General features: G+C 68.2%; 12 protein-coding genes and 1 pseudogene. 8 read left to right on the top strand and 5 right to left on the bottom strand.

The genetic code is table 11. From position 1 onward, the window contains the following. Nucleotides 1-118 precede the first annotated feature (118 nt). From IE255_RS03585 to IE255_RS03560, 6 genes are all read left to right on the top strand, one after another. Nucleotides 119-1,087: a glycosyltransferase family protein gene (locus tag IE255_RS03585; protein ID WP_190048609.1), complete on the top strand. Its 969-nt coding sequence runs from the start codon at nucleotides 119-121 to the stop codon at nucleotides 1,085-1,087. A 142-nt stretch (nucleotides 1,088-1,229) separates the two neighbouring features. Beyond that, on the top strand, nucleotides 1,230-2,342 hold the full coding sequence (chvE, locus tag IE255_RS03580; protein WP_372487564.1) for a multiple monosaccharide ABC transporter substrate-binding protein: 1,113 nt from the start codon (nucleotides 1,230-1,232) through the stop codon (nucleotides 2,340-2,342). A gap of 47 nt (nucleotides 2,343-2,389) precedes the next feature. Further along, complete coding sequence (gene mmsA, locus IE255_RS03575; RefSeq protein WP_190048607.1) at nucleotides 2,390-3,940, top strand: multiple monosaccharide ABC transporter ATP-binding protein; 1,551 nt, start codon at nucleotides 2,390-2,392, stop codon at nucleotides 3,938-3,940. Further along, a complete protein-coding gene (gene mmsB / locus IE255_RS03570; RefSeq protein WP_190048606.1) occupies nucleotides 3,937-5,181 on the top strand; it encodes a multiple monosaccharide ABC transporter permease in 1,245 nt (414 codons plus the stop codon). Before mmsA ends, mmsB begins: the two co-directional genes overlap by 4 nt. A gap of 73 nt (nucleotides 5,182-5,254) precedes the next feature. Then, entirely contained in the window at nucleotides 5,255-6,403 is a 1,149-nt protein-coding gene (locus IE255_RS03565; protein WP_190048605.1) for an aldose epimerase family protein, read from the top strand. Nucleotides 6,404-6,565: 162 nt separating this feature from the next. After that, entirely contained in the window at nucleotides 6,566-8,281 is a 1,716-nt protein-coding gene (locus IE255_RS03560) for a pyridoxal phosphate-dependent aminotransferase (RefSeq protein ID WP_190048604.1), read from the top strand. A gap of 58 nt (nucleotides 8,282-8,339) precedes the next feature. Here IE255_RS03560 and IE255_RS03555 read toward each other — a convergent pair whose 3' ends face one another. The 4 genes and pseudogenes from IE255_RS03555 to IE255_RS03540 all read right to left on the bottom strand — a co-directional run bounded on the left by IE255_RS03555 (nucleotide 8,340) and on the right by IE255_RS03540 (nucleotide 11,878). Next, nucleotides 8,340-9,776 carry a family 43 glycosylhydrolase gene (locus IE255_RS03555; protein WP_190048603.1) on the bottom strand — a complete coding sequence of 479 codons (1,437 nt, stop codon included), beginning with the start codon at nucleotides 9,774-9,776 and terminating at the stop codon, nucleotides 8,340-8,342. After that, a complete protein-coding gene (locus IE255_RS03550) occupies nucleotides 9,758-10,753 on the bottom strand; it encodes an arabinan endo-1,5-alpha-L-arabinosidase (RefSeq protein WP_190048602.1) in 996 nt (331 codons plus the stop codon). Before IE255_RS03550 ends, IE255_RS03555 begins: the two co-directional genes overlap by 19 nt. Before the next feature lie 293 nt (nucleotides 10,754-11,046). Continuing rightward, nucleotides 11,047-11,376: pseudogene (locus IE255_RS03545) on the bottom strand (pyridoxamine 5'-phosphate oxidase family protein). A gap of 28 nt (nucleotides 11,377-11,404) precedes the next feature. Next, nucleotides 11,405-11,878 (bottom strand): ATP-binding protein, encoded by a 474-nt coding sequence (locus IE255_RS03540; protein ID WP_190048601.1) that lies wholly within the window; start codon nucleotides 11,876-11,878, stop codon nucleotides 11,405-11,407. 130 nt (nucleotides 11,879-12,008) lie between these two features. Between IE255_RS03540 and IE255_RS03535 the strand changes: the two genes are divergently transcribed. Both IE255_RS03535 and IE255_RS03530 read left to right on the top strand, forming a co-directional pair. After that, nucleotides 12,009-12,851, top strand: coding sequence for a helix-turn-helix domain-containing protein (locus tag IE255_RS03535; protein WP_229906270.1), 843 nt, complete (start codon nucleotides 12,009-12,011; stop codon nucleotides 12,849-12,851). After that, complete coding sequence (locus IE255_RS03530) at nucleotides 12,848-13,030, top strand: DUF397 domain-containing protein (protein WP_190048600.1); 183 nt, start codon at nucleotides 12,848-12,850, stop codon at nucleotides 13,028-13,030. The genes IE255_RS03535 and IE255_RS03530 overlap by 4 nt, the downstream gene beginning before the upstream one ends. Nucleotides 13,031-13,054: 24 nt before the next feature. Here IE255_RS03530 and IE255_RS03525 read toward each other — a convergent pair whose 3' ends face one another. Next, on the bottom strand, nucleotides 13,055-13,894 hold the full coding sequence (locus IE255_RS03525) for an arginase family protein (protein WP_190048599.1): 840 nt from the start codon (nucleotides 13,892-13,894) through the stop codon (nucleotides 13,055-13,057). Nucleotides 13,895-13,913 lie beyond the last annotated feature (19 nt).

Raw genomic sequence — 13,913 nt, 5'->3', positions numbered from 1 at the left:
TACGGGGGGAACCTGACGGCCCCCGTACCGGCGTACACCCAAGCCTTGCCCTCCCCCGGGCCTTGCCTTACCCCGAGCCGCGAACCTCGTCCGAAATATCGAACCGAAGGACATTCCTGTGACCGACGCTTCCGCCACGGCAGCCCGCAGGCCCGGTGAGCAGGCGCTCACCGCGCTCGGCCTGAACGCGCCCGCCCTCGACCCCGCCGACGCCTCGCCGCACTCCTTCCCCGGCGGCGGCCGCTGGCGCACCGAGATCCCCTCGTGCGAGGGGCCCGAGGCGCTGGCGGTGGTGCTGAAGGAGGCCTCGCGGCTGGACGTGCCGATCCACCGGATCAGCCAGGGCAGCGGCGTGTGGATGCTGACCGACGCCGAGATCACCGAGATGGTCGAGGCGACGGCCGAACGCGACATCGAGCTGTGCCTGTTCACGGGCCCGCGCGGCACCTGGGACATCGGTGGGTCCACGCGCACCGACTCGCGGGGGGCCGGACTGCGCGCCCGCGGCCACGACGCCGTCGCCGGCTGCGTCGAAGACGCCGTCAGAGCAACCGAGTTGGGCGTCAAGTGCCTGCTCGTCGCCGACGAGGGCGTGTTGTGGACGCTGCACCGGGCCCGCGCGGCCGGCATCATCCCGGCCGACACCACGCTCAAGGTGAGCGCGCTCATCGGCCCCGTCAACCCGGCGGCGTACGCCGTGTACGAGCGCCTCGGCGCCGACTCGGTCAATGTGCCGAGCGATCTGACGCTCGATCACCTCACCGAGATCCGCCGGGTTTCCGGCGCTCCGATGGACATGTACATCGAGGCCCCCGACGACCTCGGCGGCTACGTCCGGATGTACGAGGTCGCCGAGCTGATCCGGCGCGGCGCACCGCTCTACCTGAAGTTCGGCCTGTCCAAGGCGCCCGGGATCTACCCCTACGGGCACCACATGCGGGAGCTGACCCTGGCCACCGCCAAGGAACGTGTGCGGCGCGGCCGGCTCGCTCTGGATCTTCTGGCCCGCCACGGCGCGGACGGCGACATGGCGCCGCTCGGTTCGCGGCTGCCGGGCGATCTGCAACGGTTCGAAATCTCGTCATAACGTTCCGGCTACTCGCCTTCACAAAAGAAGACACAGCCGCGCACAATCCGACACATCTCTTCTCGGTCTTTCCGGCACGACCACCCGGAGCGACTTCGCGCCTCCCAGACCGAGCCCTGCACACAGATCAAGGATGATGATCATGCGTAACCGCAGAGCCGCTCTCGCCGCCATAGCCGGAGCCGCGTCCCTCGCCCTCACCCTGTCCGCCTGCGGCCAGAGCGGCCAGGGCGGCAGCAAGGAGAGCGAGGGGGACGCCAAGGGCGGCACCATCGGCATCGCGATGCCGACCAAGTCCTCCGAGCGCTGGATCGCCGACGGCAACAACGTCAAGAAGGACCTGGAGTCCAAGGGCTACAAGACCCAGCTGGTCTACGGCGAGGACGACCCGGACCAGCAGGTCTCACAGATCGAGAACCTGATCACCCAGGGTGTGAAGGCGCTGATCGTCGCGGCCATCGACAACAAGTCGATGAACAACGTGCTCCAGCAGGCCAAGGACGCGAACATCCCGGTCATCTCCTACGACCGCCTGATCCTCGGCACGCAGAACGTCGACTACTACGCCTCCTTCGACAACGAGAAGGTCGGCGAGCTCCAGGGCACCTACATCGTCGAGAAGCTCGGCCTGAAGGACGGCTCCAAGAAGGGCCCGTTCAACATCGAGCTGTTCGCCGGCTCCAACGACGACAACAACACCCGCTACTTCTTCCAGGGCGCGATGAACGTCCTGCAGCCCTACATCGAGAAGAAGCAGCTCGTCGTCCGCTCCGGCCAGACCAAGCTCAACCAGGTCACGACCCTGCGCTGGGACGGCGGCACCGCCCAGAAGCGCATGGACGACATCCTGACCTCGGCCTACAAGACCGAGCGCGTCGACGCCGTCCTCTCGCCCTACGACGGCATCTCCATCGGCATCCTCTCGGCGCTGAAGTCGGACGACTACGGCTCCAAGAGCAAGCCGCTGCCGATCGTCACCGGCCAGGACGCCGAGGTCGCCTCGGTGAAGTCGATCATCGCGGACCAGCAGTCGATGACCGTCTACAAGGACACCCGCGAGCTCGCGAAGGTGGCCTCCAACATGGTCGACGCCCTGCTCAACGACAAGAAGCCCGAGGTCAACGACACCAAGACCTACGACAACGGGGCGAAGGTCGTCCCGGCGTACCTGCTGGAGCCGGTGGCCGTCGACAAGTCGAACTACCAGAAGACGGTCGTCGACTCCGGCTACATCAAGGAAAGCGACCTGAAGTAACCGCCGCCAACCGACCGACGATTCACCACTGATTGGAAGGCACGACCATGGCGGGACCCGTCCTGGAAATGCGCTCGATCGTCAAGACCTTTCCCGGCGTCAAGGCGCTGTCGGACGTCACGCTGACCGTCCAGCAGGGCGAGGTCCACGCCATCTGCGGGGAGAACGGCGCCGGTAAGTCGACCCTCATGAAGGTCCTCTCCGGCGTCCACCCGCACGGCACCTACGAGGGGGACATCCTCTTCGAGGGGGAGGTCTGCCAGTTCAAGGACATCCGGGCCAGCGAAGAGCGCGGCATCGTGATCATCCACCAGGAGCTGGCCCTGGTGCCCTACCTCTCCCTCGCGGAGAACATCTTCCTCGGCAACGAGCACGCCACGCGGGGCATCATCAGCTGGACCGAGACCCTGCGGCACGCCACCGAACTGCTGCGCCGGGTCGGCCTCTCCGACCACCCGGACACCCGCGTCGCCGACATCGGCGTGGGCAAGCAGCAGCTCGTGGAGATCGCCAAGGCCCTGTCGAAGAAGGTGAAGCTGCTCATCCTGGATGAGCCGACCGCCGCCCTGAACGACGAGGACAGCGGTAAACTCCTGGATCTCATCCTGGAGTTGAAGAAGCAGGGCATCACCTCGATCATCATCTCCCACAAGCTCAACGAGATCCGCAAGGTCGCCGACTCGGTGACGATCATCCGCGACGGCCAGACCATCGAGACCCTCGATGTGAAGGCCCCGGAGACCACCGAGGACCGGATCATCAGCGGCATGGTCGGCCGCGACCTGGAGAACCGCTTCCCGGAGCGGTCGCCGCACCAGCCCGAGGAGGGCGCGGCGCCCGCCCTGGAGATCCGCAACTGGACGGTGCACCACCCGATCGACCAGCAGCGCAAGGTCGTCGACGACGTGTCGCTCCAGGTGCGGCGCGGCGAGATCGTCGGCATCGCGGGCCTGATGGGCGCCGGCCGCACCGAACTGGCGATGAGCGTCTTCGGGCGGACGTACGGCCGGTACGCGGGCGGCACGGTCCTCAAGGACGGCACGGAGATCCGCACCAAGTCCGTCCCCGAGGCGGTCAAGCACGGCATCGCGTACGTGACCGAGGACCGCAAGCACTACGGCCTGAACCTCATCGACACCATCAACCGGAACATCTCGCTGACCGCCCTGAACAAGGTCGCCAAGCGGGGCGTGGTCGACGAGCACGAGGAGCGGCAGGTCGCCGAGGGCTTCCGCAAGTCCATGAACATCAAGGCGCCGACCGTCTTCGAGCCGGTGGGCAAGCTGTCCGGCGGCAACCAGCAGAAGGTCGTCCTCAGCAAGTGGATCTTCTCGGGTCCGGACGTGCTGATCCTGGACGAGCCGACGCGCGGTATCGACGTCGGTGCCAAGTACGAGATCTACACGGTCATCGACCAGCTGGCCGCCCAGGGCAAGGCGGTCGTCTTCATCTCCTCCGAGCTGCCCGAACTGCTCGGTATGTGCGACCGCATCTACACGATGGCCGCGGGGCGGCTGACGGGTGAGTTCTCGCGGGCCGAGGCCTCCCAGGAATCGCTGATGCGTCAGATGACGAAGGACAAAGAGGTAACCCGATGAGCACGGACGTGACCGCCAAGACGCCGGCCCCCGCGCCGCCCGGCAAGGGAGGGGCGGCCACCGGCGACGGACTGTTGCAGCTGGTGCTGGACGGCATGCGCCGCAACATGCGGCAGTACGGCATGCTGATCGCGCTGGGCCTGATCGTGGTGCTGTTCGCCGTGTGGACCGACGGCGACCTGCTGCTGCCGCGCAACGTCTCCAACCTGGTGCTGCAGAACAGCTACATCCTGATCCTCGCGATCGGCATGATGCTGGTCATCATCGCGGGCCACATCGACCTGTCGGTCGGCTCGCTGACGGCGTTCGTCGGCTCGATGGCCGCCGTGTTCATGGTCAAACAGGACATACCGTGGCCGCTCGCCGTGCTGCTGTGCCTCGCCGTGGGCGCGGTCGCGGGTGCCATCCAAGGGTTCTTCATCGCATACGGCGGCATACCGTCGTTCATCGTGACCCTGGCGGGCATGCTGATCTTCCGCGGCCTGACGGAGATCTTCCTGGAGGGCCAGACGCTCGGCCCGTTCCCGGAGGGCCTCCAGAAGGTCGCCAACGGCTTCCTGCCGGAGGTCGGCCCGACCACCAACTACCACAACCTCACCCTGCTGCTGGGCTTCGCGATGATCGCCTTCGTGATCTTCCAGGAGGTCCGTGACCGCAAGCGGCAGCAGGAGTTCAACCTGGACGTCCCGCCCACCAAGCTGTTCCTGCTGAAGCTGGTCGCGATCGGCGCCGCGGTGCTGACCCTGACCATGCTGCTGGCCAGCTACAAGGGCGCCCCGATCGTGCTGCTCATCCTGGGCGTGCTGCTCGTCGGCTTCGGCTACGTGATGCGCAACGCGATCATCGGCCGCCACATCTACGCGATCGGCGGCAACCTGCCCGCGGCCAAGCTGTCGGGTGTGAAGGACAAGAAGGTCACCTTCCTGGTCTTCCTGAACATGGGCATGCTCGCGGCCCTGGCGGGTCTGGTCTTCGCCGCCCGCTTCAACGCGGCCTCTCCCAAGGCCGGCCTCAACTTCGAGCTGGAGGCGATCGCGGCCTCGTTCATCGGCGGCGCGTCGATGAGCGGCGGTGTCGGCACCGTCCTCGGCGCGATCATCGGTGGCCTGGTCCTGGGCGTGCTGAACAACGGTATGAACCTCGTCGGCATCGGCACCGACTGGCAGCAGGTCATCAAGGGCCTGGTGCTGCTGGCGGCGGTCGGGTTCGACGTGTGGAACAAGCGCAAGGTCGGTTCGTAGAACAGACCGGGCCCCGCCGGAAGGCGGGGCCCGGTCCTTTCAACAGCAGTTTCCCAATGAGGTGGAGCCGCACATGGAACTGAACAGACGCACGGTCATCGCGGGAGCCGCGGCGGCGGGCATAGCCGCCGGCACGCTCGGCGGTACGGCGCACGCCACGGGAGGCAGGAAGCCGGTGAAGACGCTCTTCGGCAAGCTCGCCGACGGCACCAAGATCTACAGCTGGGCGCTGGAGAACGGCGGCACCCGCCTGAAGGTCCTCTCCTACGGCGGCATCGTCCAGTCCCTGGAGATCCCCGACCGCCGCGGCCGCTACGCCAACGTCTCCGCGGGCTTCGACAACGTCGAGGACTACGTCGCCAAGAGCCCCTACTTCGGCGCCCTGATCGGCCGGTACGGCAACCGCATCGGCAAGGGCAAGTTCACGCTGGACGGCAAGTCGTACCAGCTGTCCGTCAACGACGGCGAGAACAGCCTGCACGGCGGCGCCAAGGGCTTCGACAAGCGCGTCTGGGACATCGAGCCGTTCGTGAAGGGCACCGATGTCGGCCTGTACCTGTACTACACGAGCGTCGACGGGGAGATGGGCTACCCGGGCACGCTCAAGACGAAGGTGACGTACACGCTCACCAAGCACGGCGACTGGCGCGTCGACTACGAGGCCACCACCGACAAGGCCACCGTCGTCAACCTCACCAGCCACGTCTACTTCAACCTGGCCGGCGAGGGCAGCGGCACGATCGAGGACCACGAGCTCCAGATCGCGGCCTCCCGCTACACGCCCACCGACTCGGGCCTGATCCCCACGGGCGAGCTGGCCAAGGTCGCGGGCACCCCCTTCGACTTCCGCAAGGCCAAGCCGATCGGCCGGGACATCCGCGTCGCCCACCCGCAGCTGGTCACCGCCAAGGGCTTCGACCACAACTGGGTCCTCGACAAGGGCATCACCGCCCGGCCCGAGCACGTCGCCACCCTGCGCGACCCCGCCTCCGGCCGCACGATGAAGATCGCCACGAACGAGCCGGGCCTGCAGTTCTACTCCGGCAACTTCCTCGACGGCACGCTCACCGGCCCGTCCGGCCGCACCTACCGGCAGGGCGACGCGCTGTGCCTGGAGACGCAGCACTTCCCGGACTCGCCGAACAAGCCGTCGTTCCCGTCGACGGTGCTGCGCCCCGGGCAGACGTACCGCACGACGACGATCCACTCGTTCGACTGCTGACCGTCTTCACAGGTGGCACACAATTTTCTGAGGGAACCCTCAGTGGTTGAACAGTGCCATCAGAGCCTCCGTATGTAAGGGCGGCCCGCGCTCCCCCGCGCGGGCCGCCCTTAAACGTCGGGTCCGGCCGTCCCCAACGGACCCGCCTCATACGGAGGTTCCATGGCCGACAACGTCACGTCGCTGTTCCGCAGTACCGCGGCTCACAGCCCGTCGATGGCGGCTCTGACACGGGAGGGCGGCGACGGAGCCGGGCCCGTGGACTTCTGTATCCCCTGCAACCCGTACTTCCCCACCCCCGCCATGTTCGAGGACATGGCCGGCAAGCTGCGCGACATCATCACGTACTACCCGAGCAGCGCCGACACCATCACGGCCGAGCTGTGCAGCCTACTCCAGCTGCCGCCGCAGTGCGTGGCGATGGGCAACGGCTCGACCGAGCTCATCACCTGGATCGACCACCTGCTGGTCCGCGAGTCCCTCGCCGTGCCCGTCCCCACCTTCGGCCGCTGGACCGACCAGCCGATGGAGACCGGCAAGCGGGTCGACATGTTCCCGCTCCAGGAGTCCAGCGGCTTCGCCCTCGACCTCGCGCAGTACGCCGAGTTCATCCGCGCCCGCGGCACCCGCGTCGCCGTCATCTGCAACCCGAACAACCCCGACGGCGGCTTCCTGCACAAGCACGCCGTCGTGCAGTTCATGGACGCCATGGCCGACCTGGACCTGATCGTCATCGACGAGTCGTTCCTGGAGTTCGCGGACGCCGAAGCCGAACCGTCCGTCGTCCAGGAAGCCATGCTGCGGCCCAACGTGGTCGTGCTGCGCAGCCTCGGCAAGAACTTCGGCCTGCACGGCATCCGCTTCGGCTACCTCGTCGCCAACCCGGCCCTCGCCGGGCGCGTCCGCTCGATGCTCCCCAAGTGGAACCTCAACTCCTTCGCCGAGCACGTCGTCTTCATGCTCAAGGAGCACGGCGCCGAGTACGCGCAGAGCCTCCAGCAGGTGCGCCGCGACCGGCTCGACATGGCCAGCCAGCTCTCCTCCCTGCCGGGGCTGACGGTCTACCCGTCGCAGGGCAACTTCCTCTTCGTGCGCCTCCCCGTGGGCGCCGAGGGCACCGTGGTCCGGGACCGGATGCTCACCGAGCACCGGATCCTGGTCCGCGAGTGCGGCAACAAGATCGGTTCGTCCAGCCGCTTCCTGCGGCTCGTGGTGCGCCCCCAGGTGGACGTGCGTCGCCTGGTGTCCGGCCTGGAACAGGTGCTCTACGGGACGTCCAGGAGGGGAGCCGCCGTACCCGAGCTGGGCAACGGGACCAGCTACAGCTCGGGTACGGCGGCCGTGGACCGTCTGGTGAGCGAGACGAACGGGTCGGGGATGCGGGGGCTTGCGGCACAGGCCATGGGAGCGGGCGCCGGCAGCGGTGCCGGTGTCCCGGGGCCTGGCGCCGCACCGGCAGCCGCCGGCACCGGCATGCCGCTCCCCGCCGCCGCGTCCGCCGTGCCGGCGGGTGGCAACGGTGGTGGGATGCCGATGCCGGCGGCGCCTATGCCTGTGCCTGCGGCGCCTCAGCCGATGCCGGTGGCTCCGCAGCCCGTGCCTCAGCAGGTGCCGCAGTCGGTGCCGCAGCAGGTGCCTCAGCCCATGGTTGCGCCGGCGCAGCCGTTTGCTCCGGCGGCGCAGATGCCGGTTCCTCCTGCTCCTGCTCCGGCTCCGATGCCTGCGGCTACCGGGCCTACGCCGCCTGGGGTTCCCGCCCGGGGCGGGCTTACCGCGGCGCAGGTCCGGGGGACCAACGGGCTTTCGCCCGCGCCTGCCACCGGGTGGCCCGCCGCGCAGAGTTGGCCCAACGCGGCGGGGATGGGGCAGGCCGGGTAGTTCGGCGGGTGCGGGGTGGGTTGTGGCTGGTCGCGCAGTTCCCCGCGCCCCTGAGTACTTAAACTGCCGTCAGTTTCCACTGCTGGCAGGTGTTGTTCAGCCAGGACCACTGGCGTACGTCCGCACTGTCCGTCGTTGCGCAGTTGGTCACGTCGGCTACCTTCCCGGTGGCCTTGTTGACGATGCGGACATAGCCGCCGTCCGTCGCGACGAACTGGTAGCGCTGGCAGGTGTTGTTCAGCCAGGACCACTGGCGCAGGTCGGCGCCGTCGGCGGCGGAGCAGTCGGCGGTGTCGAGGACCTTGCCGGTGGCGACGTTGACCAGGCGGTGGGTGTCGTCGCCGAGGTCCTCCAGGCGCCAGCGCTGGTTGGCGTTGCCGTTGCAGGTGTACTGCATGACGTTGGCACCGTCCGCCGACGAACCGCCCGCCACGTCCAGGCACTTGCCGCTGTTGCGGTTGCTGACGGTGTACGTCGTCGAGGCGCTGGACGGCTCCCCGGACGGCCCGGCGAGGGAGGCGCCCAGGCGGACCGGGGTGCCGAAGTTCGGGGTGCCGTCGGAGTTCCAGGTGAACTTCTGGGCCCGGGTCGTGCGGCCGTTGTCGCAGCCCTCGGAGGCGGAGTCGTTGGCGTGGTAGACGATCCAGTTCTCACGGCCGTCGGGTGAGGTGAAGAAGCCGTTGTGGCCGGGCCCGTACACCCCGTTGGCGTCGTTGCGCTGGAAGACGGGCGTGGACTTCTTCGTCCAGGACGAGGCGGAGAGCGGGTTGGAGCCGGTCAGTTCCAGCTGGCCCAGCTTGTAGTCGGGCGTCCAGCAGCCGCTGGCCGAGTAGATGAGGAAGGTACGGCCGTTGCGCTGGAGCACCTCCGCGCCCTCGTTGACCGTGCCGCCCTGGCGTTCCCAGGCGTGCGTCGGTGTCGAGATCGTGGAGTAGGCGCCGCTGACGGTGTACGGGTTGGACATCGGGGCGATGACGAGGTTCTGCGTCCCGCCCGTGATGGCGCTGCCGAGCATGTACAGCCGGCCGCCCACGTTGAGCACGCTCGGGTCCAGCATCCACACGTTGCTGAGCTGGCCCTTGTAGGTGTACGGCCCCATGGGGTCGGACCCCGCGCTCTCCAGGACATGGCTGCGCTGCGTCGGGTTGTAGTCGGACACGTTCTGCCCGGCCACGTAGTACAGGTACCAGCGGCCGTTGAGGAAGTGCAGCTCGGGCGCCCAGATGTTGCAGCAGCGGGAGGCCGCGTCGCCCTTCCAGACCTGCACGCTGGGGGCGGTGGAGAGCCCTGCGAGGGTGGCGGACTTGCGGATGGTGATGACGTCGGTCCAGCTCGTCGTCACCAGGTAGTAGTTGCCGTCGTGGTACGAGATCCAGGGATCGGCGCCCTTGACGGACTTGACCGGGTTCGTGAACGAGGCGGCGCTCGCGGAGGGCTGGCCGAGCCCTATCGCGAGCAACAGGGCCGCCAGCAGGGTCAGTAGGCGACGGGCCATCCGCTGCTCCAGTTCAGAAGGTTGATGCCCAGCTTGGGCGTGCCGTTGTCGTTGCCGTCGTAGTAGTGGTAGACGATCAGGTCGCCGTCGACGTCCTTCAGGATCGACTGGCCGCCGGGGCCGATGACGCTGCCGTGCGACTCCAGGACGGGCGTGCCGCCGTTGTTCATCAGGTCGACGCCGTTCTTGTCGCGGTACGGCCCGGTGATGCTGGACGCGCGCCCGACCTTGACCTTGTACGTCGAACTGGTCCCGTTGCAGCAGGTGTCGTACGAGGCGAAGAGGTAGTAGTAGCCGTTCCGCTTCACGATGAAGGGCGCCTCGACGGCCTTGGTCCCGGTCGGCCGGGAGGCGAGCGAGTACCGGGCGGTGTTGGAGCTGAGCTGCTTCCCGGTGGACGGGTTGATCTGGATCATCTTGATGCCGGTCCACCAACTGCCGAAGGACAGCCACCACTTGCCGTCGTCGTTCACGAAGAGGTTCGGGTCGATGGCGTTGAAGTCGCTGGAGGAGTTCGAGGTGTAGACGGTCCCCTGGTCGGTCCAGCTGCCCGGCTGGCCGGTGCTGGAGGTCGCGAGGCCGATGGCGGACGTGTTCGAGCCGAACTTCGAGACGGAGTAGTACATCAGGTACCTGCCGCCCTGGTACGAGATGTCCGGCGCCCAGGCCTCCGGGACGGACGAGTAGTTCCGCCACCAGCTCGGCCTGCTGGAGAAGGCGTCGGCGCCGTTTCTGAAGGCGGTGCGGTCGCTGCTGGTCTTGTGGGAGATGCCGCCGCCGGTGGCGTAGAGCAGGTACTGGCCGGACGAGGTGCGGATCATCGACGGGTCGTGGGTGACGATGTCGCCGGTGACGCGGCCGGGGTTGGGGTACGCCGACGCCGTACTCGGGATCAGGGCGAGCAGGGCTGCGGCGGGGAGGGCGAACAGGGCGGTTCGCCTGCGGAGGGTGCGGGGTGTACGGGGACTGCGGCTCATGCAGGTCCTCCTTGCGGTGGGGGTGACAACGCTGTCCGACATCTCGAACAGCGATCGCAAGTTCGAACGGACCGTAGAATCGAACCCCTTGCGCGTCAATGGTCCGCGCAGTAACGACCGCGCCCCGGGGAAGAAAACCCCCGGAATCCCGGAATCCCTCCCCGGGACTCTCGCCGCTCTCCGGGAATCAGCCGGTCGGAAGACCCAGACCGTAGTACGTCACGTGATGGCCGTCGATGTACCCGGCCTCTCCGCCACCGAGGCCGGCATTGGCCGGTGTGCCGCACGCACCCCTATCCCTTGACATCGAGCGCCGTCCCGTACAGCCGGTCCACCCTCAACCGGATGACGACCCGCCGCTCGTCGACCAGTTGCCGAAGGAACTCGTCCTCGTCCTCCGGTGCGGCGCCCGCCGGGATCATCGCGAGCAACTCCCGGCCGACCGCGTCGCCGGGGACCGTCGTGACCTCCGAGATCTCGGCCTCCCCCTCGGCGACGGCGAACGACCCTCAGATGGGGTGGCCACTTCGCTTGACGGTGGCGAGCGTGCCGAACTGCTGGGTGGCGAGCAGGTCGGAGAGGGCTTCGTCGGACAGGAGGCGGGGCGTCGGTCTGTCAGTCATGACATCGCCAACACCGAGGGGGTGCCGGTCATTTCGAGATCCGCTCCGCAATCCACTGCGGCAGATCGACCTCCGCACGCACGGTCTTGCCGGGCGGCTCACGGTCGAGCACTTCCCACCGATCGGCGAGCGCGTCGACCAGGACGAATCCCCGGCCGTGCTCGTCGAGGGGGCGGGGCGGCCGCACGGCGCCAGGAGCAGGCGGACGCGGCGGCCCACTGCGGGTGTCGGCCACCTCCACCCGGACGCCGCCCGCGAGGAGCGCCAGCCGCAGCTCGAAGTCGCGTCCCGGCACGCGCCCGTGCAGCACGGCGTTGGCCGCCAGCTCGGCCACGATCGCGCCGACCGCGTCGGAGACGTCCGTTCCGTAGGGGATGCCCCAGGTGTGCAGCTGATTCAGCGCGAGGTTGCGGGCGAGGCGGGCGCCGCGTGGGGTGGAGCTGAGGCGCTGACTGAACACACGTACGGTAACCGGACTTCGGGAGGTGGACTGTGACGTCATGCGCCCAATCTGGCCACCGGGAAGGGCGATTCTCCAGGCTGACGCCGCGTACGCTGCGGCAGCATACGCGGTGACGCACTGGACAGTACTGGTGACGTCCCGTAACCATGCCTCCGGGAGGTGACCGACAGTGGTCGATGGCATGGTGGGGACGGGCACGGGTGGCGAGCCGGAGTCGTCGGACAGTCTGCGGACGTTCGGGGCGGTGGTCCAGGGCTTGCGCGAACACGCGGGGTTGAGCCGGGAGGAGTTCGGGGAGCTGGTGCGGTTCTCGAAGCACACGGTGGCTTCTGTGGAGTTGGGGAGGCGGATGCCGGATCCCGAGTTCGTGCAGCGCGCGGAGGAGGTGTTCGGGAGGACGGGGGCGTTGCAGAAGGCGGCGGGGTGTCTGGAGCGGCAGCCGGGGTTGGCGGCTTGGTTTCGGCGGTGGGCTGCGCTGGAGCGGACCGCGATCACCATGTGCACGTACGAGTGCCGTATGGTCCCCGGCCTGCTGCAAACGCAGGCTTACGTACGGGCGCTGGCCGCTGACAACCTGCCGCCGCTCGCCGACCAGCAGATCGAGGAACGGTGGGCAGCACGAGCCGAGCGGCAGAAGCTGCTGTGGGAGCGACCGAACACCGCGTTCAGCTTCATCGTCGAGGAGCACGCGTTCCTGCGGCGCACAGGCGGCAGGGCAGTAACGCGGGATCTCACCGACCACGTGCTGGAGATCTCCCAGCTCCGCAACGTCGAGATCCAGGTGATGCCGCTCGTACGCGAATCCCACTCGGGACTCCAAGGCCCTTTCCACCTTCTGGAAACACCGGAGAACCAGTGGTTCGCCTACCTCGAAGGGCAAGAGAGCGGCCAGCTCGTCACCGACCGGAAAGTGGTCAGCGTGCTCCAGAGGAGGTATGCCAGGATGCGTGCACAGGCTCTCTCCCTCGAAGACTCCGTGAGCCTGCTGCAGCGCATGCGAGGAGACCTATGAACACCAGCGAACTGGCCTGGTTCAAGTCGAGCTACAGCAGCAGCGCTTCGGGCGACTGCCTGGAGGTCGCCACCTGCCCGGAAACGATCCACATCCGGGACTCGAAGAACCGGCAGGGTCCCGAACTCCACCTCTCCCCCACCGCCTGGTCCGCTTTCCTCACGCACGCCGCCAAGTGACTGTCGAGCCGCCCGCTTCGCTGCTCAGCGTCGGGCGGCCCCGAACAGCCCGTCGACGATCCGCCGCAGTGCGGCCTCCTCCTGACCGGCGCCTTCCGTCCGCTCGTACTCGGTCAGCGCGATGCCGGCAAGCGTGAATTCCCCCGTCAGTGCCCGCACCGCTCCCAGCAGGTCGTCGATGTCGAGACCCCCGGGTTCCGGTGTGCCGACGGCCGGGAAGACCCGCGGGTCGAGGACGTCGAGGTCGATGTGGACGTAGACCGCCTCGGCGCCGGTCGCGCGCACCGCGGTCAGGAGCGGACCCGGTTCGGTCAGCTGCTCGACGCCGACGTGCCGGATGCCACGACGCTCGACGAGGTCCCGCTCGCCCTGGTCCAGTGACCGGGCCCCCGCCAGCACCACGCGGTCGGCCGACAGGCTCCGCACGGGTCGCAGGCCCTCCGGTCCGTCGCCGATGAGCGCGCGCAGCACCATGCCGTGGAACGCCCCGGACGGCGACGACTCCGGTGTGTTGAGATCTGCGTGCGCGTCGAACCACACCAGCGCCAGCCGGTCCCCGAACACGGAGAGCGCGGTCTCGACGGGGGCGAGATCGACTCCGCAGTCGCCGCCGATGGTCACGATCGTGTCACCCGGCGGGACCTCGGCCAGTGCCTCGCGCACTGCGTGCAGGTGCCGCTCCAGCACGTCGGCGTTCCGTACGCCGCCCCGCGCGTTCCCGACGCCGCCGTCGAGCGCGACCGTGCGTCGCCGGCCTCCGGGCATCAGTTCGGCAAGCCGGGCAGCACCACTGCGCAACCGCCCGGCGGTCGCCGACCCGGACCCCTGCCACTGAGCCACCTCGAGTACGACCTGACCCGACACGAGGATCTCCTCTCCACGG

This window comes from Streptomyces lomondensis (assembly GCF_014651035.1).
In the GTDB taxonomy this organism is placed as follows: domain Bacteria; phylum Actinomycetota; class Actinomycetes; order Streptomycetales; family Streptomycetaceae; genus Streptomyces; species Streptomyces lomondensis.
The sequence above is the reverse complement of the archived record's forward strand: the minus strand, read 5'-3'. Positions and strand labels throughout refer to the sequence as shown.

Bases quoted from the DNA above. Each gene is read 5' to 3' on its own strand.
- IE255_RS03560 (WP_190048604.1), top strand. From the start codon at position 6,566: ATGGCCGACAACGTCACGTCGCTGTTCCGCAGTACCGCGGCTCACAGC.
- IE255_RS03555 (WP_190048603.1), bottom strand. From the start codon at position 9,776: ATGGCCCGTCGCCTACTGACCCTGCTGGCGGCCCTGTTGCTCGCGATA.
- IE255_RS03530 (WP_190048600.1), top strand. From the start codon at position 12,848: ATGAACACCAGCGAACTGGCCTGGTTCAAGTCGAGCTACAGCAGCAGC.
- mmsA (WP_190048607.1), top strand. From the start codon at position 2,390: ATGGCGGGACCCGTCCTGGAAATGCGCTCGATCGTCAAGACCTTTCCC.
- IE255_RS03540 (WP_190048601.1), bottom strand. From the start codon at position 11,878: ATGACGTCACAGTCCACCTCCCGAAGTCCGGTTACCGTACGTGTGTTC.
- chvE (WP_372487564.1), top strand. From the start codon at position 1,230: ATGCGTAACCGCAGAGCCGCTCTCGCCGCCATAGCCGGAGCCGCGTCC.
- IE255_RS03550 (WP_190048602.1), bottom strand. From the start codon at position 10,753: ATGAGCCGCAGTCCCCGTACACCCCGCACCCTCCGCAGGCGAACCGCC.
- mmsB (WP_190048606.1), top strand. From the start codon at position 3,937: ATGAGCACGGACGTGACCGCCAAGACGCCGGCCCCCGCGCCGCCCGGC.
- IE255_RS03565 (WP_190048605.1), top strand. From the start codon at position 5,255: ATGGAACTGAACAGACGCACGGTCATCGCGGGAGCCGCGGCGGCGGGC.